Origin of the sequence: Spirochaeta thermophila DSM 6192 (assembly GCF_000147075.1) — a bacterium.
Classification (GTDB): Bacteria; Spirochaetota; Spirochaetia; order Winmispirales; family Winmispiraceae; genus Winmispira; species Winmispira thermophila_A.
In genome coordinates this window covers 563,295-582,759 of the sequence record NC_014484.1, presented here as the reverse complement: position 1 = coordinate 582,759, position 19,465 = coordinate 563,295, and the positions used below count along the sequence as shown (strand labels likewise).

The 19,465-nt window shown below is 61.9% G+C and carries 20 protein-coding genes and 3 tRNA genes; 5 read left to right on the top strand and 18 right to left on the bottom strand.

The genetic code is table 11. From position 1 onward, the window contains the following. Positions 1-9 precede the first annotated feature (9 nt). From rpoB to STHERM_RS02380, 10 genes are all read right to left on the bottom strand, one after another. Entirely contained in the window at positions 10-3,504 is a 3,495-nt protein-coding gene (rpoB, locus tag STHERM_RS02425; RefSeq protein WP_013313300.1) for a DNA-directed RNA polymerase subunit beta, read from the bottom strand. A gap of 124 nt (positions 3,505-3,628) precedes the next feature. Further along, on the bottom strand, positions 3,629-4,015 hold the full coding sequence (rplL, locus tag STHERM_RS02420) for a 50S ribosomal protein L7/L12 (RefSeq protein WP_013313299.1): 387 nt from the start codon (positions 4,013-4,015) through the stop codon (positions 3,629-3,631). A gap of 81 nt (positions 4,016-4,096) precedes the next feature. After that, entirely contained in the window at positions 4,097-4,627 is a 531-nt protein-coding gene (gene rplJ / locus STHERM_RS02415; RefSeq protein ID WP_013313298.1) for a 50S ribosomal protein L10, read from the bottom strand. Positions 4,628-4,637: 10 nt separating this feature from the next. Further along, positions 4,638-5,318 (bottom strand): 50S ribosomal protein L1, encoded by a 681-nt coding sequence (gene rplA, locus STHERM_RS02410; RefSeq protein WP_013313297.1) that lies wholly within the window; start codon positions 5,316-5,318, stop codon positions 4,638-4,640. Between the two features lies 1 nt (position 5,319). Then, a complete protein-coding gene (rplK, locus tag STHERM_RS02405) occupies positions 5,320-5,751 on the bottom strand; it encodes a 50S ribosomal protein L11 (RefSeq protein ID WP_013313296.1) in 432 nt (143 codons plus the stop codon). A gap of 68 nt (positions 5,752-5,819) precedes the next feature. Continuing rightward, entirely contained in the window at positions 5,820-6,374 is a 555-nt protein-coding gene (gene nusG / locus STHERM_RS02400; protein ID WP_013313295.1) for a transcription termination/antitermination protein NusG, read from the bottom strand. 15 nt (positions 6,375-6,389) lie between these two features. Then, positions 6,390-6,569 (bottom strand): preprotein translocase subunit SecE, encoded by a 180-nt coding sequence (gene secE / locus STHERM_RS02395; protein ID WP_013313294.1) that lies wholly within the window; start codon positions 6,567-6,569, stop codon positions 6,390-6,392. Positions 6,570-6,592: 23 nt separating this feature from the next. Beyond that, positions 6,593-6,666: transfer RNA gene (locus STHERM_RS02390), tRNA-Trp, on the bottom strand. Between the two features lie 13 nt (positions 6,667-6,679). Continuing rightward, the gene (gene rpmG, locus STHERM_RS02385; RefSeq protein ID WP_013313293.1) at positions 6,680-6,850 is read right to left on the bottom strand and encodes a 50S ribosomal protein L33; all 171 of its coding nucleotides are present in this window, start codon (positions 6,848-6,850) and stop codon (positions 6,680-6,682) included. A gap of 31 nt (positions 6,851-6,881) precedes the next feature. Continuing rightward, positions 6,882-6,954 (bottom strand) — tRNA-Thr (locus STHERM_RS02380). 90 nt (positions 6,955-7,044) lie between these two features. Here STHERM_RS02380 and pgl point away from each other — a divergent pair. After that, entirely contained in the window at positions 7,045-7,731 is a 687-nt protein-coding gene (gene pgl / locus STHERM_RS02375) for a 6-phosphogluconolactonase (protein ID WP_013313292.1), read from the top strand. Positions 7,732-7,780: 49 nt separating this feature from the next. Here the strand turns inward: pgl and STHERM_RS02370 are convergent, their stop codons facing one another. The 4 genes from STHERM_RS02370 to STHERM_RS02355 form a co-directional block, all read right to left on the bottom strand. Then, positions 7,781-8,953, bottom strand: coding sequence for an Lsa36 family surface (lipo)protein (locus tag STHERM_RS02370; RefSeq protein ID WP_013313291.1), 1,173 nt, complete (start codon positions 8,951-8,953; stop codon positions 7,781-7,783). A 123-nt stretch (positions 8,954-9,076) separates the two neighbouring features. Beyond that, positions 9,077-10,195 carry an Lsa36 family surface (lipo)protein gene (locus STHERM_RS02365; protein WP_013313290.1) on the bottom strand — a complete coding sequence of 373 codons (1,119 nt, stop codon included), beginning with the start codon at positions 10,193-10,195 and terminating at the stop codon, positions 9,077-9,079. Positions 10,196-10,345: 150 nt separating this feature from the next. Beyond that, entirely contained in the window at positions 10,346-12,007 is a 1,662-nt protein-coding gene (gene gpmI, locus STHERM_RS02360) for a 2,3-bisphosphoglycerate-independent phosphoglycerate mutase (protein ID WP_013313289.1), read from the bottom strand. 78 nt (positions 12,008-12,085) lie between these two features. Further along, positions 12,086-13,039 (bottom strand): ABC transporter substrate-binding protein, encoded by a 954-nt coding sequence (locus STHERM_RS02355; protein WP_013313288.1) that lies wholly within the window; start codon positions 13,037-13,039, stop codon positions 12,086-12,088. 137 nt (positions 13,040-13,176) lie between these two features. Here STHERM_RS02355 and asnS point away from each other — a divergent pair, with 137 nt between their 5' ends. Continuing rightward, positions 13,177-14,550, top strand: coding sequence for an asparagine--tRNA ligase (gene asnS / locus STHERM_RS02350; RefSeq protein ID WP_013313287.1), 1,374 nt, complete (start codon positions 13,177-13,179; stop codon positions 14,548-14,550). A gap of 91 nt (positions 14,551-14,641) precedes the next feature. Here asnS and STHERM_RS02345 read toward each other — a convergent pair whose 3' ends face one another. Then, positions 14,642-15,877, bottom strand: coding sequence for an FprA family A-type flavoprotein (locus tag STHERM_RS02345; RefSeq protein ID WP_041623173.1), 1,236 nt, complete (start codon positions 15,875-15,877; stop codon positions 14,642-14,644). Positions 15,878-15,993: 116 nt separating this feature from the next. Between STHERM_RS02345 and STHERM_RS02340 the strand changes: the two genes are divergently transcribed. The 3 genes from STHERM_RS02340 to STHERM_RS02330 all read left to right on the top strand — a co-directional run bounded on the left by STHERM_RS02340 (position 15,994) and on the right by STHERM_RS02330 (position 17,666). Next, positions 15,994-16,067: transfer RNA gene (locus tag STHERM_RS02340), tRNA-Ile, on the top strand. 142 nt (positions 16,068-16,209) lie between these two features. Then, positions 16,210-17,184 (top strand): acetylxylan esterase, encoded by a 975-nt coding sequence (locus STHERM_RS02335; RefSeq protein ID WP_013313285.1) that lies wholly within the window; start codon positions 16,210-16,212, stop codon positions 17,182-17,184. A 23-nt stretch (positions 17,185-17,207) separates the two neighbouring features. Beyond that, entirely contained in the window at positions 17,208-17,666 is a 459-nt protein-coding gene (locus STHERM_RS02330) for an arsenate reductase ArsC (RefSeq protein ID WP_013313284.1), read from the top strand. Between the two features lie 46 nt (positions 17,667-17,712). Here STHERM_RS02330 and rd read toward each other — a convergent pair whose 3' ends face one another. The 3 genes from rd to STHERM_RS02315 all read right to left on the bottom strand — a co-directional run bounded on the left by rd (position 17,713) and on the right by STHERM_RS02315 (position 19,424). Continuing rightward, entirely contained in the window at positions 17,713-17,877 is a 165-nt protein-coding gene (gene rd / locus STHERM_RS02325; protein ID WP_013313283.1) for a rubredoxin, read from the bottom strand. A gap of 92 nt (positions 17,878-17,969) precedes the next feature. Beyond that, positions 17,970-18,545: a rubrerythrin gene (gene rbr / locus STHERM_RS02320; RefSeq protein ID WP_013313282.1), complete on the bottom strand. Its 576-nt coding sequence runs from the start codon at positions 18,543-18,545 to the stop codon at positions 17,970-17,972. 48 nt (positions 18,546-18,593) lie between these two features. After that, entirely contained in the window at positions 18,594-19,424 is an 831-nt protein-coding gene (locus STHERM_RS02315) for a DUF2400 domain-containing protein (RefSeq protein ID WP_013313281.1), read from the bottom strand. Positions 19,425-19,465 lie beyond the last annotated feature (41 nt).

The following is a 19,465-nucleotide window of genomic DNA, read 5'->3' as shown; positions in this document are numbered from 1 at the left end:
CCGGGCCTCCTAGAATTTTTCACCCTGGCGGGTGAGGAGTTCTTCGTCCCGCTCGGTGAGCGGAACGGGCTTACCCTTCGTGTCCTGCACCGTGATATCGAGGGCAAGGCCTCTCAGCTCCTGGACGAGCACATTGAAGGACTCCGGGATCCCCGGAGAGGTCGAGGGCTCGCCCTTGACGATGCTCTCGTAGATCTTGGTGCGTCCTTCCATGTCGTCGGACTTTATGGTGAGCAGCTCCTGGAGGGTATTCGCCGCGCCGTAGGCCTCCAGAGCCCATACCTCCATCTCCCCGAGACGCTGACCGCCGAACTGGGCCTTTCCTCCGAGCGGCTGCTGCGTCACGAGGGAGTAAGGACCGGTGGAACGGGCGTGCATCTTGTCGTCCACCAGGTGGTTGAGCTTGAGCATGTACATGTAGCCCACCATCACCGGCTGATGGAAGGCCTCCCCCGTTCGTCCGTCGTACAGGGTGGTCTTGGAGGTCTCGGGGAGACCCGCCTCCCTCAGCTTCTCCTCGATCATCTCGGGACTCGCCGATTCGAAGACCGGCGTGGCGTACCACTCGTCGAGGGCCACGGCAGCCCATCCCAACTCGGTCTCGAGTATCTGGCCCAGGTTCATTCGGGAGGGCACGCCCAGGGGATTGAGGCAGATGTCCACCGGGGTGCCGTCCGCGAGGAAGGGCATGTCCTCCTCCGGGAGGACCCGGGAGATGACACCCTTGTTCCCGTGACGTCCCGCCATCTTGTCACCTTCCTGGAGCTTCCGCTTGGAGGCCACAAGGACCTTCACCACCTCCTCCACACCCGGAGGAAGCTCGTCACCCTCGGACCTGCGGAGGCGCTGCACGTCGATCACCGTCCCCTCGGCGCCGTGCGGCACCCTGAGGGAGGTGTCCCGCACGTCCTTTGCCTTTTCTCCGAAGATCGAATTGAGGAGCTTGAATTCCGGCGTGAGCTCGGCGTCGGACTTTGGAGTGATCTTTCCCACCAGGATCGAACCCGACTTCACCTTGGCCCCGATCCTCACGATTCCCTCTTCGTCGAGGTGCTCGAGGTGTTTCTCGCTCACGTTCGGGATGTCACGGGTGATCTTCTCCGGCCCCAGCTTCGTCTCCCGCACCTCTATCGAGAACTCCTTGATATGTATGGAGGTGAACACATCCTGCTTGAGGAGTCGCTCCGAGATGAGGATGGCGTCCTCGAAGTTGTACCCGTACCAGGGGACGAAGGCCACGAGCACGTTCCGTCCCAGGGCGAGCTCGCCCTTGAACGTGGAGGGTCCGTCCGCGAGCACGTCCCCCTTCTCCACCCGCTGCCCCTTGTTCACGATGGGGCGTTGGTTGAAGCACGTATCCTGGTTGGTCCGCTGGTACTTCTGGAGGAAGTAGATGTCCCGCTCCCTCTCGTCGGTGACCCCGTCCGGCTTGATCACCACCTTGGTGGAAGAGACGTATTCCACCACCCCGGCACGCCTCGCCTTCACCACCACACCGGAGTCGTAGGCGCACCGTCGCTCCATGCCGGTCCCCACCCTGGGGGGCTCCGGGAAGATGAGGGGCACGGCCTGGCGCTGCATGTTCGACCCCATGAGGGCCCGGTTCGCGTCGTCGTGCTCGAGGAAGGGGATGAGCGAGGCCGATGCGGACACGATCTGCCGCGGCGAGACATCCATGTACTGGATCGCCTCGGGCGGCCGGGTGGTGTAGTCGCCCCCCTTCCTCACCGAGACCTGGTCCGTGAGGAACCGGCCCTTCTCGTCGATGGGCGCATTCGCCTGGGCGATGAAATACTTCTCCTCGTCCATGGCCGTGAGATACTCGATCTCGTTCGTGACGCGGCCGTCCTTCACCTTGCGGTAGGGGGCCTCGAGGAACCCGTACTCGTTCACCCGCGCGTAGAGTGCGAGCGAGAGGATGAGTCCGATGTTCGGACCTTCCGGGGTCTCGATGGGACACATCCTCCCGTAGTGGGTGTAGTGCACGTCCCGCACCTCGAATCCCGCCCGTTCCCGGGAGAGCCCTCCGGGCCCGAGGGCGTTGAGCCGTCGCTTGTGGGTGAGCTCGGAGAGCGGGTTCACCTGATCCATGAACTGCGAGAGCTGGCTCGATCCGAAGAACTCCTTGATGGCCGCCACGATGGGCTTTATGGAGATGAGGTCCTGGGGCTTTATCGTATCGCTCTCCTTGAGCGACATGCGTTCCTTTGCGATACGCTCCATACGGGAGAAGGCGGTCTTGAGCTCGGCGGTGAGGAGCTCTCCCACCGATCTCACACGCCGGTTCCCGAGGTGGTCGATATCGTCCACCGGTTCCTCGCCGATGTACACCTTGATGAGGTGGCGCATGGTGTTCACGATGTCGTCGAGCGTGAGCACCGTGGTCGAGAGAGGCGGATCATAGTCGAACTTCTTGTTCAGCTTGTAGCGCCCCACGTCGCCGAGGTCGTAGCGGCGCTCGGAGAAGAACATGGCCTGGAGGTCCTTCTCCGCGTTCTCTATGGTGATGGGATCCCCGGGCATGATGGCCGAATACACGGCGATGATGGCATCCTCCTTGGTGGGCTCGTCGATCCCCTCCTCCTCCCGGGTGTATTTGGCCTCCTCGCGGTCGAAACAGTTGAGGATCACCTCCGAATGGAGGGAATCCGGATGTTCGTCGTCGATGACCCACACGCGCTCCACGCCGGCATGGAGGAGCTCGTCCATCTCGTGGGGGTGGATCTTCGCTCCAGCACGGAGGAGCTTCTTCTGATCGGGGCCTTCGCCCGTGCACACGTCCCTGGCGAGCACCCTCCCCACGACCGCATCCTTCGTCTCCGGGGAGACCGCCACCTCCTTCGTCTCGTAGAAGGCCGAGATGATCTTCTCCCTCGTATCGAACCCGAGGGCACGGAGGAAGAGGGTCCCGAGTATCCGTTTCTTTCTATCTATTTTCGCATAGATGAGGTCCTTCTTGGCGTCGACCTCGAACTCCAGCCACGAGCCTCTGTAGGGGATGATACGGGCTCCATAGACACCCTTCTCGTGGGAGAAGATGACGCCCGGCGATCGATGAATCTGGCTCACCACCACGCGCTCAGCTCCGTTGATGATGAACGTCCCCCTGTCGGTCATGAGGGGGATATCACCGAGATAGATCATCTTCTGACGAATCTCGCCGGTTTCGAGAAAGATGAGGTTGATCTGCGCCTTGAGCGGCACCGCGTAGGTCAACCCCTTCCTTTTGCACTCCTCTTCGGAGTACTTGATGGCCTCGAAATCCAGGGTGTAGAAGTCATACTCGAGACGCATGTCGCCGTTGGGACTCTCTATGGGGAAGGAGGACCGGAAGACCTCCTCCAGGCCCTGGACCGCGAGAGGTTCCCCTTTCCTTATCTTTTCGGCTTGCAGAAACTTCTCGTATGAACTAAACTGGACTTCGAGAAGATTCGGCAGATCCATCACCTCCGGACGGCCGGTGGTGAGGAGCTGGCGTGTTACCTCGGTGTCTCTGCTAAACATCAGGCTTCCCCCTACAGAGTAATGGGTTTACACAAGAAGCAGACCTGGGTGATCATGAGAAAACACACCACCAGACCCGCGTCTGGTGGTGTGAGAATCGCACTGCAGGTTGTATAGTGCATCCTTATTTAATCTCGACAACGGCACCTGCTTCTTCGAGTTTTTTCTTGAGCTCTTCGGCTTCCTGTTTGGAGACCCCTTCCTTGACGGCCTTACCCGGAGCCTCCACGAAGTCCTTGGCCTCCTTGAGACCGAGGCCCATGACTTCCCGGACCACTTTGATGACCGGGATCTTCTTGCCGTCGGCCACCCCCTTGAGGATCACGTCGAACTCGCTCTTCTCCTCCTCCTGGGGAGCTGCTGCACCGGCAGCGGGAGCCGCCGCCACCGCCACGGGGGCCGCCGCGGTCACACCGAACTTCTCCTCCATGGCCTTGACGAGCTCGGCCACTTCGAGCACGGTCATCTGCGAAATCGCGTCCAGGATCTCTTCGGTACTGAGCTTTGCCATATTATCTTCTCCTCTCAATGTAGTATTGTTTGATTCATCAGCGATAGCATGGCAAGACATGAAGACTAACGCTGATGGATATCACCCCTGTTCCATCTTGTCGGCGAGCGCCTTGAGGGTCCTCACCAACTTGGTGGTCACCCCGTTGAGCGCGTACACCAGGTTCTGGAGCGGCGCATTCATGGTCCCCATGAGTGTGGCCAGGAGCTCGGCCCTCGACGGTAGCTTGGAGATGGCCTCCACCTGCTGCGCACCGTAGAGCTGGCCGTCGATGTATCCCGCCTTCACCTTGATGGGCGTCTCGTTCACGTACTTGAAGATGGTCTTCGCCACCACCGCGGGATCTTCCTTGGCCACCGCCACGACCGTGGGCCCCAGCAGGACCTCGTCCAGACCCGTTATCTCGAGCTCGGAGAAGGCGAGCTTCGCAAAGCGATTCTTCACCACCTTGAGGATGGCCTGCTGCTGGCGCAGCTCGTTCCTGAGCCTGGTGATCTGCTCCACCGTAAGGCCCCGGTAATCTGCAAAGATATACCCCTTCCCTTCCTCGAGGATCTTCTTTATCTCTTCCACGCGCGCGCGCTTCTTCTCGGTCACTCGTGTGGTATACATGGCCGTCTCCTTATCGCTCGTCCCACTTAACTTTGACTCCCGGCCCCATGGTGGACGAGAGGGTCACGGACTTGATGAACGCCCCCTTCGTATCGGCCGGGCGCCGGTGCCGCATCTCATCGAGGGCCGCGTTCACATTCTCCACGATCTTCTCGGGCTCCATGGAGACCTTCCCCACCGCGAGGTGGACGACCCCCGTCTTGTCGGCACGGAACTCCACCTGGCCCTGCTTGAGGTTCTCCACCGCTCCCTTTATGTCCATGGTCACGGTTCCCACCTTGGGATTGGGCATGAGCCCGCGGCGCCCGAGGATGGGCCCGAGCTTTCCCACTTCCTTCATCATGTCGGGAGTGGCCACCGCCACATCGAAGTCGAGCCACCCCTGCTGTATCTTCTCGACGAGATCGGTATCACCCACATAGGTCGCACCCGCCTCACGAGCCTCTTCGGCCTTGTCGCCCCTCGCGAAGACGAGGATGCGCTTCTCCTGACCGAATCTGTGCGGCAGGGTCACGGTGCCGCGCACCGTCTGTCCCTTCTTGAGGTTCACCTTGACCGAGAGCTCCACGGTCTCGTCGAAGTTCGCATAGGAGAGCTCCTTCACGAGCTCGACCGCCCGCTCGAGCGGATACCGCTCCTGCCGGGCATACTTCTTCACCGCCTCCAGGTACTTCTTTCCGTGTCGCGCCATACTAGCCCTCCACTTCCACACCCATGCTGCGGGCGGTCCCCTTGATGATCCTCATGGCCGCCTCGATATCGTTGGCGTTGAGATCCGGCATCTTCTGCTCCGCGATCGCGCGCAGCTGCTCCTTGGTGAGCTTTCCCACCTTCACCTTGTGAGGTTCTGCCGACCCCTTCTCGATACCGAGGGCCTTCTTGATGAGCACCGCGGCAGGCGGAGTCTTGAGCTCGAACGTGAAGGTGCGATCCTTGTAGATGGTGATCACCACCGGAACGATGAGCCCCGGCTCGACGTTCTTGGTGGCGTCGTTGAACTGCTGCACGAACTGCGGCGCACTCACCCCGTGAGGGCCGAGGGCCGGCCCGACGGGAGGGGCGGGAGTGGCCTGCTGCGCCGGCAGCTGCAACTTGAGGACTGCGGTCACCTCTTTCTTCGCCATCAGTCTGCTCCTTCTGGTACGATCGCCCCGGCGAGGGGCTCCCAGTAGTCCGGAGAGAGACTCTCTCCCTATATCTTCTCCACCTGGAGGAAATCCACCTCGATGGGCGTCGCCCGCCCGAAGATTCCCACCAGGACACGGAGCTTTCTCCGCTCCTCGTTCACTTCCTCGATGGTTCCGGTGAAGGACTCAAACGGCCCTTCCACGATGCGCACCGTCTCACCCACGGAGAAGGTCTCGCCGAAACGGAGATGCCGCTCACCCTTGAGCTCCCCGGTCTTCTGGAGGATCTGCCTGAGCTCCTCCTGGGAGATGGGGTGCGGCTTGCTCTGCCCCGTGGTTCCTACAAACCCCGTCACCCCGTTGATGCGACGGATCTGGGCACACACATCCCGCCAACCGATATCGGGAAGGTCCAGTTCGACGAGGACGTAGCCCGGGAGAAACTTCCGGGTCGTGACCTTACGCTTGCCGTCCTTCACCTCGACGACCTCTTCTTCCGGAACCTTCACGTCGAGGATGTACCGGGAATATGGCTCTTCCTCCATCAGCTTCCGCAGCGTCTTCTCGACCCTGTTCTCATACCCGGTATACGTATGGAGGACATACCATCCCCGTGCCATCGAACCCGCCTTTCCCTAGAATATCACGTCAAGCAGAAACAGGAGCAAGAGGTCCACCGCCCCGAGCACCAGGGCGAAGATCGCCACCGACACGATGACCACCTGCGTGGACCCCTGCACATCCTCCCACGAGGGCCAGGTGACCCGCTTCATCTCCGCCCACACGTCCTTGAAGAACTGTATGATCTTTCGCATCCCGGCACTCCTAAAAAAATATGCAGGCCAGGCAGGACTCGAACCTGCAACATCCGGTTTTGGAGACCGGCGCTCTACCAATTGGAGCTACTGGCCTATCTACACGACAGCTATTTGACCCTTGTCTCCACATGAAGGGTGTGTTTCCTGTCGAACGGACAGTACTTTCTCAGCTGGAGCTTGCCCTGGAGCCTTCTGTTCTTCTTGGTGGTGTAGTTGCGTCGGTTGCACTCGGAACATGCGAGGGCGATGATCTCGACTGCCTTTCCCTTCTTTGCCATTTATACGCGCTCCTTTCACCAATGACGAAAGAGCCTCCGACCGGACTTGAACCGGTGACCCCATCCTTACCATGGATGTGCTCTACCGACTGAGCTACAGAGGCATCCAGCGTGGAGCATAAGATAGCAAAACTGCGCGTCTTTGTCAACGCATCCTCTTCACTTTTCGGGGTCGGCGGCATATACTGTGCTCCATGGAACGCCTCGACCTTCGGACAGGGGTGGCGCCGGCGGTGGAGTGGATCGCCGGGGTGCTCGGCCTCTACAGGGATGAGCCGCACCTCGTGGTGGGGCTTCCCGGCGGGCGGTCGGTGGTACCCGTGCTCGAGGCCTTGAGAGAGAGGGACGACCTCCCGTGGGACCGGTGCGTCTTCTTCCTGGTGGACGAGCGGTGCGTGCCCCCGGGAAGCCCGGAGAGGAACGATGCCCTCCTCGAGCGGGTCTTCTTCAGGCCCCTCGTGGAGAAGCGGTGGATCACCCGGGACCAGGTGCACCCCTACGAGTACCGCGGGGAGGCGGAGGACTGGGGGCTCGAGGCCTACGAGCGCGCCCTCAGAGGCTACCGGGAGGCCTTCCACCTGGTGGTGCTTGGAGCAGGGGAGGACGGGCACGTGGCCTCGCTCTTTCCGCGGCATCCTTCCATCTGGGACGACAGCCCCTTCTACATACGGGTGGAGGAGGCGCCCAAACCCCCACCCCGGAGGATAAGTGCGAGCAAGACCCTCCTCGAGAGCTCGGAGGCCTGCCTCCTCCTCTTCATGGGGGAGGGGAAGCGAGAGGCCTACCGCCGCTTCCTCGACCCGGAGCTCCCCCTCGCCGACTGCCCTGCGAAGCTCGCCTTCGAGGTGGACCGGCTCGCCGTGGCCACGGATCTCGGATAACAGAAAGAGGCGCCCCGGAGGGCGCCTGGGCTGTGCCTCCCCCTCTCTATTAGAACGTGAGGCCGAGCGTGATCCCTGCATTGAACCCGGAACCCTCGTTGATGTAGTAGGTGAAAGGTATCTCGAGGGATATCGGCCCCAGGAGCAGCCCTACACTCGCGAAGACCTTGGGGTTGAGGAACGTGGGGCCTCCCTCCGTGCCCGCATCCAGGACTGCGGACCCGGGGGTGATAGTTCCATTATTGATATATAGCTTCGTTCCCGTCTCTCCATGGGTAATGGAGCCGGACGCCTCTATGCGTGCATCCGCATCGAAGAGGAGCTTGCTCGAGCCGAAGGCGAGATCGGCCCCGAGCCCACCGCTCACATTGAGGATGAGCACCCTCATCCCGGTGGACACCTCCAACGGGATGGCCACGGTACCGGTCTGAACCCCCACCTCCACTGTCGGGACAGCGGTGAGGGTCACGGTGCCTGTCTCGAGGTAACCCCCATTATCGATGTCTTTATTTATCTCTTGTTCATACGACACGGGGTCCACATCGGCCTTGTACCTCACCTCAAGGCCCTGGTACACAAGGCCTGAGCCGATGTTCACGCCCCTCCATCGGATGAGCATCAGATCTACCGGCTTCACGAGCTGATAGCTGGCGAGCACACCTACCACCGAGAGAGAGCCCGAGAGCCCCTCGGGGAGGGCGTCCCCCATGCTCTCGGCGAGGGAGGTGAGGTCCATGCGGCCGAAGCGCAGCCCGAGAAAGAGCCCCTCCTTGAGGAACGAGGCGTTAAGGCCCACCTGCCCGCCCGCCTGAACCCCCACACCAGCGAACACATCCCCTCCTTCAGCCATGGCCTGGCCTATACCTTCGACATCGAAGGGATTGGCCGTGGGTGACTGGAACCCTATCGCGATCCCCGCCCCTACCTGGAGGAAGCCATACTCGAACCGCGAGCGCATCACGCCCACATGCGAGGCGAAGATGCCGGCGTTCGCCATGCCTTCTACGAACGAGGGCTGCTCAAAGGCCCCGATCTCCTCGTTGAGTTGTGACTCCGCCTGCTGAGCAAGGGCTTTAAGCACACCGTTCACATAGGCGTCAATGAGATCATACGAGGAGTTCGAGCCGAAATCCACGGTCGGCGGTGTGATCTTCACCTCTGCCCCCACGGCTGCTCCCGCCACAAAGAGCAGAGCCGTGCAGATTGCCAGTATCCTTCGCATGCATGCCTCCATAATAAATAAAATTTCTCTGTTCTATCAGTATAGCCCATCCTCCCCTGCGCTTCCACTTTTTCCATGAAAAAACCGCCCTCGTGAGAGGGCGGTTTCTCTCCCGGATGTCCATCAGAACATCGTCGCGATCGTGATACCGCCGGAAAAACCGCTCCCCTCATTGAAGTAGAGAAGGAGACTGGTTTCCAGTACCACCGGCCCCAAAAACCACCCCGTGCCCATGATGAGCTTGGGATTGAGGGTCACCGGAGCCGTGGTCACCGAACCCTTCACCTCCACGCTGCCCTCTGAAGCGACGAACGAGGAGAGGTCCTCTCCCGTTGCATCTATGTATCCTTTTACTTCAAAATTGGGATCAGCAGAGAGCCGGAGTTCGGAGGAGCCAAAGGCCAGATCCATCCCCAACCCGCCATAGACGTGCATGAACACTGCTTTTACTCCTGTGATCACTTCCAGAGGCACAACCACCTGCGAGCTTTCCATCTCAAGATGCACTGAAGGTCTCGCTTCCAGACTTTCTATCGTTACATAGTCTCCGGAAAAGGAACTCGGTTCATAGTAGTACCTGAAATCCCGTGAATACACACTCGAGAGGCTCTCGTATATCGCCCCTGCACCTATGGAGACACCCGACCATCCTGTACCGGCGGTTTCCACCCCTTTGAGTATCGGATAAGAGAAGACGAGCCCTACCATGGTGAGATCATGATCGAGAGAGACACTCTCTGCGAGCGGTACGGAGACCGCGAACTTCCCCAGTCTTATCGCGCCGTGCAGCCCAGGAAGGAGAAACGAGAGATTGATCCCCACCTGGGCCCCGAGCTGGATACCTCCCCCTGCGAGGACGTCGAACGTCTCCTCGGCCGCCTCGTAGAGGCTTCCTATATTGAAGGGCACACTTGTGGGATTCTGGAACCCGAACGATGCGCCGAGGCTCACCTGCATGAACCCATAGTCGAGCACCGATCGGATGCTCCCGGCGTGGGAGGCGAAGGCATTCGCCGTGGCGAACCCCTTCACGAGCGACACCGCTTGGATATCGGCATCTTCGAGTTCGGAAACGAACTCCGCTTCGATACTCTCCACGAGGGTTTCGAGCTCAGCGTTCACAGCCCCGTCTTCCGGCGTCCCCGAAACCTTCGGAGGATGTACCGTGATGTCGAAAGCCCCAAGGGAGAAGGGGAAGACGATCGAGCACACGATCACACACCATATGATGTTTCCTTTCATGTCACACCTCCTTATCCTGATGCCTTTACGTATTATACCACACAATTGGAAATCGACAAGAGGCCTCCTCGAAAGACGAGGAGGCCTCTTTTCTTTAGAGAACATCCAGATGCAGGCGATGAGGCATGGGATCCTATCGGGGACTTTCCCTCACCGCCTCACCGGGACGATGCCCGGGGTGTAGTCCTCGGGGGAGATGAAGCCCAGAAGCTCTATGCACGTGGTCCCGATGGAGCTTATCCCCAGCCCTTCCCTCAGGGTGGTATCGTAGTCACCCTGGTACTCGGGGTCGTAGATGATGAAGGGGACCGGGTTGAGGGTGTGCGAGGTCTTGGCCTTGGGCGTGCCGTCGGGGTTCCTCACCAGGTTTCCCTTCTTGTCATGCTCGTACATCTCCTCGCAGTTGCCGTGGTCCGCGGTGACCAGCAGGATACCGCCCGCCTCCTCCACGGCCTTGCGGATGCGGCCGAGCTGGATGTCCACCGCCTCCATGGCGCACACCGCTGCCTGGAAGACCCCCGTGTGCCCCACCATGTCCCCGTTGGGGAAGTTGGCCCGGATGAACCGGAACCGGTTCTCCTTCACCGCCTTGATCACCTCCTCGGCGATCTCGGCCCCCTTCATCCAGGGCCGCCACTCGAAGGGCACGATGTCGGAGGGGATCTCTATGTACTCCTCGAGCTCCTCGCTGAACTTGCCGGTGCGGTTCCCGTTGAAGAAATACGTGACGTGGCCGAACTTCTGGGTCTCGGAGACCGCCATCTGGGTGACGCCGCTCGCTGCGAGGTACTCCCCCACCGTGCGGTCGATGGAGGGCGGGGCCACGAGGTACTGTCTGGGGATGTGCTTGTCGCCGTCGTACTCCATCATGCCCGCGTACTCCACCTTGGGCCGGCGCTTCCTGTCGAAGTAGGGGAAGTCGTCCATTTCGAAGGCCATGCTCATCTCTATGGCCCTGTCCCCTCTGAAGTTGAAGAAGATGACCGAATCGCCATCCTGGATGGGTCCCACAGGTTTCCCGTCTTCGGCAATGACAAAGGGAGGAAGGTCCTGGTCGATGGCACCGGTCTCCTTCCGCAGGGTCTCGATGGCCTCGTGGGCCGAGGAGAACTGTCGTCCCTCTCCGAGGACGTGGATCTCCCACCCCCTGCGCACCATGTCCCAGTTGGCGCCATAGCGGTCCATGGTGATGACCATGCGCCCCCCACCCGAGGCGATGCGGTAGTCCACCCCCTCCTTGTTGAGCTGGGCGAGGAATTCCTCGAAGGGGTCCACGTACTCGAGGGCGCTCGTCTCGCCCACGTCGCGGCCGTCGAGCAGGATGTGGATCCGGGCTCGCTTCACCCCTTCTCTCTTGGCCTGCTCGAGCATGGCCTTGAGGTGGGCGATGTTGCTGTGCACGTTACCGTCGGAGAAGAGCCCGATGAAGTGGAGAGTGGACTCGTTCTTCTTCACATTGTCGATAAGCTTGCGCCACACAGGCCCCTCAAAGAGCCTGCCCGAGGCGATGGCCTCGTCCACGAGCTTTGCCCCCTGGGAGTAGACCCTTCCGCACCCTATGGCGTTGTGGCCCACCTCACTGTTTCCCATGTCACCGTCACTGGGAAGTCCCACCGCCGTCCCGTGCGCCTTGAGCGTGGTGTGCGGACAGTGCTCCCAGAGCCAGTCGAAGTGGGGGGTGAGGGCTCGCCTGAAGGCATCCCCCTCCTCGTATCGGCTAAAACCCACCCCGTCGAGGATGAGCAACACCAGCGGTCCCCGTCTTGGGGTGAACGCCGGATTCTTCTTGAGCGGATCGACCTTGATCTCCATACCGTGTGTACTCCTCTCTCAATGATCTATCCAAACCTACGTATCGTCATCTCAGGCGGCGCGCAGGGCGCCCCTGGTTCACTCCACGTACCACTCCGCCGGGGGAAGCGCCCCACCCACCGAGCCGGGCGCGTACTCCAGGAGCACCCCCAGGTAGGCCTCCACGGCCTGGCGGGCCTCCCGTGCCGGCACGAAGCTCAGCCTGCACCGCGGGATCGCCGCCCTGGCAATCTCAGAGGTGAGTCCGAGCTTCTCCACCACCGGCGAGGAGGTCGCCCCATCCGGGTCTGCCACCACCTGGTGGATCGACTCCTCGATGGCGCGCCGCACCTCCTTCCAGAACACGGGATACTCCTGGAGGAACTCGCCCTTCACCACGATGCACGTCTGGGTGAGGGGGGTTCCCACCTCGCGCTCCCACTCGGCCTGGAGATCGAACGCCACCACGAGATCCTCCCGCAGGGCGAGCACCCTGCTCACGAACGGCTCGGGGAGGAGGGCATAGTCCACCTTGCCGGCCGCCACTGCCTGGGCGAGCCCTGCAGGTGGCAGGCTGTAGTCGAGCTCCACCCCCTCTACCCCCCGCTTCTCGAGCAGAAACCGAAACACAAGATCGGGCGTCGCTCCCTTACCCGGCACGTAGACCCGCCTGCCGGCGAGCCCCTCGAGGGTGACCGGCTCAGGCGCCACCAGGTAGAGGAGGCCCCACAGGTACATCGCCGCCATGCGGTAGTCGGCTCCCCCGTTGTAGAGGCGCGCCGCGAGGTTCACCGGGAGCGCCGCCACGTCCGTCTCGCCTGCGAGTATGCGGGAGACCGCCACATCCGGCTGGGGCACGAGCTCGTAGGAGAGCGGCACCCCCGCCACCTCCCCTGCTTCAAGGAGGGGGATGAATCCCAAGGCGGTCGGCCCCAGGAAAAGGGTGAGGCGCACCTCATCTGGTACCGCCTCATGTTCAGATGCCCCACCCGCAGGAAGCAGCCCTGCAGCGAGGACACCTACGAGTACGACCAGGGCACCTCGTCTCCACATCACACACCTCCCCTCAAAACGTACCCGTAACGCACGGAAACGTCAATCGATACAAAAGGAATTATGAGAAAAAAGATCATCAAAGGACGCCCTCATCCCCCCTCCCCTTCCCGGCCCGTTTGTGGTATCACTCACCCATGGACATCGTACGACAGAGGATACGGGATCTCTTTCGCCTCCCTCCGGAAGGCCAACGGCTCGAGGTCTACGGCTGGATCCGCTCGGTGCGCGAGTCGAAGCAGGTGGCCTTCCTCCATCTCTCCGACGGATCCACCACCGCTCCCCTCCAGGTGGTGGTGGACACCCAACGACCGGACCTCGCCTCGGTGCTGAAGGAGCTACGGACCGGCGCAGCGGTAAAGGTGGAAGGCACCCTCCGGCCCTCGCCCGGGACCAAGCAGCCGGTCGAGGTACACGCAGAGGCGCTCACCGTGCTCGGCCCTGCGCCCGAGGACTACCCCCTCCAGAAGAAGCGCCACAGCTTCGAGTTCCTCAGGGAGATCGCCCACCTGCGCCCCCGCACCAACACCATAGGGGCGGTGATGCGCGTACGCAACACCCTCGCGTGGGAGATCCACCGCTTCTTCCAGGAACGTGGGTTCCTCTACGTCCACACCCCCATCATCACCACCGGCGACGCCGAGGGAGCGGGCGCCCTCTTCCGGGTGACCACCCTCCCCCCGGATGCGCCTTACGACCCGACCGAGGACTTCTTCGGCGCCCCGGCCTTCCTCACGGTGAGCGGCCAGCTCGAGGCAGAGGCCTACGCCCTCGCCTTCGTGAACGTCTACACCTTCGGCCCCACCTTCAGGGCCGAGAACTCCCACACCCCCCGCCACCTCGCCGAGTTCTGGATGGTGGAACCCGAGATGGCCTTCTGCGACCTCGAGGGAGACATGCACCTCGCGCAGGAGTTCATCACCCACCTCCTCAAGGCCGTGCTGGAGCGCCACCCCGAGGAGATGGCCTTCTTCGAACAGTGGATCGCACCGGGTATCACGGACCAGCTCGAGGCCGTGGTGAACACCCCCTTCACCCACATGACCTACACCGAGGCCGTCGAACACCTCAGGAAGGCACCGGTCTCCTTCACCTTCCCGCCGGAGTGGGGCATGGACCTCCAGACCGAACACGAGCGCTACCTCACCGAGGAACTGGTGAAGGGGCCTGTGATCGTCACCGACTATCCGAAGGAGATCAAGGCCTTCTACATGAAACAGAACCCCGACGGCAGGACGGTGCGGGCCATGGACGTGCTCGTGCCCAGGCTGGGCGAGATCATCGGCGGAAGCCAGAGGGAGGACGACTACGAGCGGCTCCTCGCGCGCATGCAGGAGCTCGGGATGCGCATCGAGGCCTACCAGTGGTACCTCGACCTCAGGCGGTACGGCGGAGCCCCGCACGCGGGCTTCGGGCTCGGATTCGACCGGCTGGTGCAGTACGTGAGCGGTATGCAGAACATCCGCGACGTCATCCCCTTCCCCCGCACGCCGGGAAACGCGGCCTTCTGAGCCTCGACCCCCCGCCGCACCCCCTTCTTCGGGCCTCTTCCGGTAAAAAAGCGGCGGCCTCCACGGCCGCCGCATCCGCATCATCCCTTCTCTAGGCCGACGTGCGCGCCCGCTCGCGCACCTTCTCCACGAAGGCGGCCACCTCGCGCTTGAGGCGGGAGAGGTCCTCGGCGGTGGGATTACCCCGGAAGTCGGCCTTGCCCACCACCTCCCAGCCGAGCTTGTGCCGCTCTGCGAGCTCGTTGAACTCGCGCTCGGCCCCGCCCGACCATCCGAACGAACCGTACCAGAAGACCGTCCTGCCCCGTACGTGCTTCCTGCCGAGGATGTCGATGGTGTGGGCCATAGGCGGGAACATGTGGTACTCGTAGGTGGGCATCCCCAGGATGAGGCCCTGGGACTTCCACGCGTGGGCGAGGATGTGGGAGAAGTCCTGCTCCGGCACCCGATACTCGTGGAAGGTGATCCCGCTCTCGAGGAGGGCCTCACGCACCGCATCCGTGGCCGCCGCGGTGTTGTCGTACATGGAGCCCCAAATGAGCGTCACCTCGGGCTCGGCGGGACCCTTGTAGTACGAGGCATAGCGGGCATACCGCTCCACGATCCGCTCCGGGTGGCGCCGCCAGATGATCCCGTGCGAGGGACAGATCGCCGAGATCTCGAGGCCTTCCAGGGCCTTGATCGCCCGCTCCACGAAGGGTGAGAAGCTCGCCACGATATTGGCGTAGTACCTGAGGCTCTCGAACTCGTAGAAGGCGTGTTCCTCCTCGGAGAGCTGATCGTCGAAGATCCGATCGCCTATCTTCCCGAACGAGCCGAAGGCATCGCAGGGGAAGAGGGCCTTGCTCGAAACCTCATAGGTGGCCATGGTCTCGGGCCAGTGGACGTTGGGGATCTCGTAGAACCGGAGGACCTTGCCGCCTCCGAGGTCGATCGAGTCGCCGGTCTTCACCACCCGCACGTTGTCGGTGATATGGTAGAAGGTATCGACGAGTTCCGCCCCCTTCTTGGTGGTCACGATCTCCACACCCGGGTTCCGCTGCTTGAACCCGGGCACCCATCCGGTGTGATCGGGCTCGAGGTGGTTGAGCACCAGGTACCTGATCCTCTGGATATCCACCCCCAGCTGGCCGAGCTGCTTCTCTATCTCACCGGGGGCATCCTCCCAGTCCCTCACCAGATCGATGAGCGCGATGTCCTTGCCCTCCACGAGGTAGGAGTTGAGGGAGACCCCATGGGGGATGGGCCACATACCCTCGAAGAGGTTGTCCTTGGATATGTTGGCACCGAGGTGCCAGATTCCCGGGAAGAGTTCGGTGGCATTCATGACAGGCTCCTTATTCTTTATCTTTTTGATAAAGATAGTACGATTCACCATAGCTGTCAACGTCTTCTCTCGGTCTTGACAAAGAGGGGATTTTACGCACATCTTTTACATGCTCCGGGCCTATAGCTCAGTTGGTTAGAGCAGCTGACTCATAATCAGCGGGTCGCAGGTTCAAGTCCTGCTGGGCCCATCCCTTCCCCACGTGGCCCCCGAAAGGGGGCTTTTTCTTGCCTCCCGTGGAAACAGAGAGCCTCGGGGATCGTGGTCCCTCGCTACACAGAATCCTCCTCACGCGGTATCCTTCTCCTAGATGCACCAGCTAAGGAGGCGCTATGGCGTTCTACGACCTTCCGCTCGAACAGCTCCTCACCTATGATCCAGGAGAAGAGGCACCAGAGGACTTCCTCGCCTTCTGGGAGTCCACCCTCGAGGAAAAGGCCCCCGAGGGCGGGAAGATCCTCTCCCTGGAGGAGCGACCGGACTTCCACCTCCAGGTCTTCCGCGTCTTCGACCTTGCCTTCTCGGGGTACGGGGGACAGCCGGTGAGGGCCTGGTACATCCTCCCCAGGGATGCGGGGAAGAGGCTCCCCTGCGTGGTGGAGTACATAGGCTACGGCGGAGGAAGGGGGTATCCCTACCACTGGCTCACCTTTCCCTCCGCCGGGTACGCCTACCTGGTGATGGACACCCGGGGACAGGGGAGCAGCTGGATCCATGGGGACACACCCGATCTTCCCGATGAGGGTAGCAATCCCTCCCGCCCGGGATTCATGACCCAGGGGATCCTCTCGCGGGAGACCTACTACTACCGCAGGCTCATGACCGACGCCGTGTGTGCAGTGGAGGCGGCCGCCCGCCTCGAGGAGGTCGACCCGGACAGAATCGCCGTCACGGGGGGAAGCCAGGGCGGAGGCCTCGCCCTCGCCGCGGCCGGGCTCTCCCGACGCGTGGCCCTCTGCCTCCCCGACGTACCCTTCCTCTGCCACTACCGTCGTGCCGTCACGATCACCGACCGGGAGCCTTACTCCGAGATCAGGGACTTCCTCAAGGTGCACCGCCACCGCGAGGAGCAGGTTCTCACCACCCTCTCCTACTTCGATGGGATACACTTTGCCTCGCACGCCAGGGCCCGTGCCTACTTCTCGGTGGCCCTCATGGACACCATCTGTCCACCGAGTACGGTCTTCGCCGCCTACAACCGTTACGCAGGTCCCAAGAAGATCGAGGTGTACACCTACAACGATCACGAGGGCGGCCAGCAACACCACCTTTACAGGAAGCTCGCATTTCTGAGAGAATCTCTGTGAAAAAAACATAGGAGAGGGGAATCATGCCTGAGAAAGAAGGAAAGCTCTCCGTCCTCGTCCTCTGCACCGGCAACTCCTGCCGGAGCCAGATGGCGGAGGCCTGGATACGCCACTTCCACGGGGACCGCATCTCGGTCCACTCGGCCGGGATTGAGGCCCATGGGCTCAACCCCTATGCGGTGAAGGTGATGGAGGAGGCGGGGGTCCCGCTTTCGGGACACACGAGCAAGACCATGGACGAGCTCCCGGTGAAGGAATTCGACTACGTCATCACGGTGTGCGACCATGCGAGGGAGGCGTGTCCCTATTTCCCGGCGCGGGTGAAGGTCCTCCATCGCGGATTCGACGATCCCCCCTCCCTCACCAGGGACGAGACCGACGAGGAGAGGCGCCTTGCTGTCTACCGAAGGGTGAGGGATGAGATACGGGAGTTCGCCCGCACCCTGCCGGCCTTTCTGGGCCTCTCCGACCAGGGAGCGTAAGACCATAAGAAGGGGCTGCGTACGCAGCCCCTTCTTTTTTCTTAGCTCACTCCTCGTAGGGAGAGAAGTCCTCCTTGGGCGCCCCACACATGGGGCACACCCAGTCGTCTGGGAGATCTTCGAACGCGGTTCCCGGATCCACTCCGTTGTCCGGATCTCCTTCGGCGGGATCGTAGATATACCCGCACACATCGCACACGTATTTCTTCATCGTACCGCTCCTTGGTGGAGAGTTTCACGGCGCATCGCACGCCGTCCTGTCCTCAATCCTAGCCCATACGGGAACGTGCTTCCAGCCCCTCCTCACCAGTTCTCGCCCAGAAGCTCGAAGTAGGCCTGGGGATGGGCACAGGCGGGACACTGCTTCGGCGCCTCCTCGGCCTCCACGATGTAGCCGCAGTTGATACACCGCCACATCACCGGCTTCTCCCTCTTGAAGACCCTTCCCTTCTCGATGTTCTCGAGCAGATCCCTGTAGCGCTTCTCGTGCTGCTTCTCGGCCACGCTCACGTGTTCGAAGAGCTTCGCGATACCCTCGAACCCCTCCTCACGCGCCACCCGGGCGAACTCGGGGTACATGGAGGACCACTCGTGGTGCTCTCCCTCGGCGGCCATCCTCAGGTTCTCCGCAGTGGTCCCGATCCTGCCGGCGGGGTAGGAGGCCGTGATCTCGAGATCCCCCCCTTCGAGGAAGGAGAAGAACCGCTTGGCGTGTTCCTTCTCCTGATTGGCCGTCTCCTCGAAGATGAGGGCGATCTGCACATACCCCTCCTTCTTCGCCTGGCTCGCGAAGTAGGTGTAGCGCATCCTCGCCTGGGACTCTCCGGCGAAGGCGATGAGCAGGTTCTTCTCGGTCCGGGTTCCTCTCACGCTTTTCATACACCCTCCTGGAATCGGTTGTAGTGTGTAGGATGTGTCACTATGTACTTAGTGTAATATGCTTCTCCCTGTTTTGGGAACAAAACTCGCCTCCACCCCCATGCTCCATCGGGTGAGGGCGAAGTCGTACCTGAGGGGGTCGCGAGGAGAGAGGGACCGAAAGAAGGAAGTGATCCGCTCTGCCGCACGAAACGAGGGGGAGGCAGACAGCCCCGCCACCCCGAGCCGCCGCGAGACCCTGAGGATGTGGACGTCCACCGGCATGAGGAGCGACTCCGGAGGGAACGAGGACCACAGCCCCAGATCCACCGCATCACGCCTCACCATCCAGCGGAGGAAGAGACACACCCGCTTCCAGGGCCCTCCGCTGCGGGGCAGGGGGAGGAGAATCCCGATATCCCCGGGCGCACATTCCCGGAACAAGGCGCTCATGAGCCGGAAGGTCTTCCTCATGTCCCCTTCCGCACGGTTACGGCACGAAGCCGCCCAGGTCTCCAGGTCGCCCCACTCCCGGAGGATCTCACCCGTGGCCGCAAGGAACGAGGCGAGCATCTCCGAGGAGAAGAAACGGTGAGAGAGGCCCCGGAGGCGCCTGAGGGCATCCCGGTACGAGAGGCGCGTCACCTCGCCGGGATGAATCCTCTCGAAGAGGATCCCCAGGCTCCTGTGTATGGCCTCCACCTTCCCCACCGCGAGCGAGGCCGCGACCCATCCGGCCACCTCCTGCTCCCCGCGGTCCCGGTACCGGTGGACCCACCAGACTGGGTCCGTGGGGAGGAGGTCCTCCTTCGTGTAGGCGGCATAGAGCGACTCGAGAAACTCGGAGAGGTCGCGCCCGCGGAGGTCCTGCGTTTCTTTGAACTTTACCTTCGCATCCATTATACTCTACCTTGAGCACCACTCTACTACAGGAGCATTCC

What these genes read in the sequence shown, in the direction of transcription:
- asnS (WP_013313287.1), top strand. Translation starts at nt 13,177, where the DNA reads ATGGACATCGTACGACAGAGGATACGGGATCTCTTTCGCCTCCCTCCG.
- rbr (WP_013313282.1), bottom strand. Translation starts at nt 18,545, where the DNA reads ATGAAAAGCGTGAGAGGAACCCGGACCGAGAAGAACCTGCTCATCGCC.
- rplK (WP_013313296.1), bottom strand. Translation starts at nt 5,751, where the DNA reads ATGGCGAAGAAAGAGGTGACCGCAGTCCTCAAGTTGCAGCTGCCGGCG.
- rplL (WP_013313299.1), bottom strand. Translation starts at nt 4,015, where the DNA reads ATGGCAAAGCTCAGTACCGAAGAGATCCTGGACGCGATTTCGCAGATG.
- STHERM_RS02370 (WP_013313291.1), bottom strand. Translation starts at nt 8,953, where the DNA reads ATGCGAAGGATACTGGCAATCTGCACGGCTCTGCTCTTTGTGGCGGGA.
- rplA (WP_013313297.1), bottom strand. Translation starts at nt 5,318, where the DNA reads ATGGCGCGACACGGAAAGAAGTACCTGGAGGCGGTGAAGAAGTATGCC.
- rplJ (WP_013313298.1), bottom strand. Translation starts at nt 4,627, where the DNA reads ATGTATACCACACGAGTGACCGAGAAGAAGCGCGCGCGCGTGGAAGAG.
- STHERM_RS02345 (WP_041623173.1), bottom strand. Translation starts at nt 15,877, where the DNA reads ATGAATGCCACCGAACTCTTCCCGGGAATCTGGCACCTCGGTGCCAAC.
- STHERM_RS02330 (WP_013313284.1), top strand. Translation starts at nt 17,208, where the DNA reads ATGCCTGAGAAAGAAGGAAAGCTCTCCGTCCTCGTCCTCTGCACCGGC.
- STHERM_RS02335 (WP_013313285.1), top strand. Translation starts at nt 16,210, where the DNA reads ATGGCGTTCTACGACCTTCCGCTCGAACAGCTCCTCACCTATGATCCA.
- STHERM_RS02365 (WP_013313290.1), bottom strand. Translation starts at nt 10,195, where the DNA reads ATGAAAGGAAACATCATATGGTGTGTGATCGTGTGCTCGATCGTCTTC.
- rpmG (WP_013313293.1), bottom strand. Translation starts at nt 6,850, where the DNA reads ATGGCAAAGAAGGGAAAGGCAGTCGAGATCATCGCCCTCGCATGTTCC.
- nusG (WP_013313295.1), bottom strand. Translation starts at nt 6,374, where the DNA reads ATGGCACGGGGATGGTATGTCCTCCATACGTATACCGGGTATGAGAAC.
- rd (WP_013313283.1), bottom strand. Translation starts at nt 17,877, where the DNA reads ATGAAGAAATACGTGTGCGATGTGTGCGGGTATATCTACGATCCCGCC.
- STHERM_RS02315 (WP_013313281.1), bottom strand. Translation starts at nt 19,424, where the DNA reads ATGGATGCGAAGGTAAAGTTCAAAGAAACGCAGGACCTCCGCGGGCGC.
- pgl (WP_013313292.1), top strand. Translation starts at nt 7,045, where the DNA reads ATGGAACGCCTCGACCTTCGGACAGGGGTGGCGCCGGCGGTGGAGTGG.
- rpoB (WP_013313300.1), bottom strand. Translation starts at nt 3,504, where the DNA reads ATGTTTAGCAGAGACACCGAGGTAACACGCCAGCTCCTCACCACCGGC.
- STHERM_RS02355 (WP_013313288.1), bottom strand. Translation starts at nt 13,039, where the DNA reads ATGTGGAGACGAGGTGCCCTGGTCGTACTCGTAGGTGTCCTCGCTGCA.
- secE (WP_013313294.1), bottom strand. Translation starts at nt 6,569, where the DNA reads ATGCGAAAGATCATACAGTTCTTCAAGGACGTGTGGGCGGAGATGAAG.
- gpmI (WP_013313289.1), bottom strand. Translation starts at nt 12,007, where the DNA reads ATGGAGATCAAGGTCGATCCGCTCAAGAAGAATCCGGCGTTCACCCCA.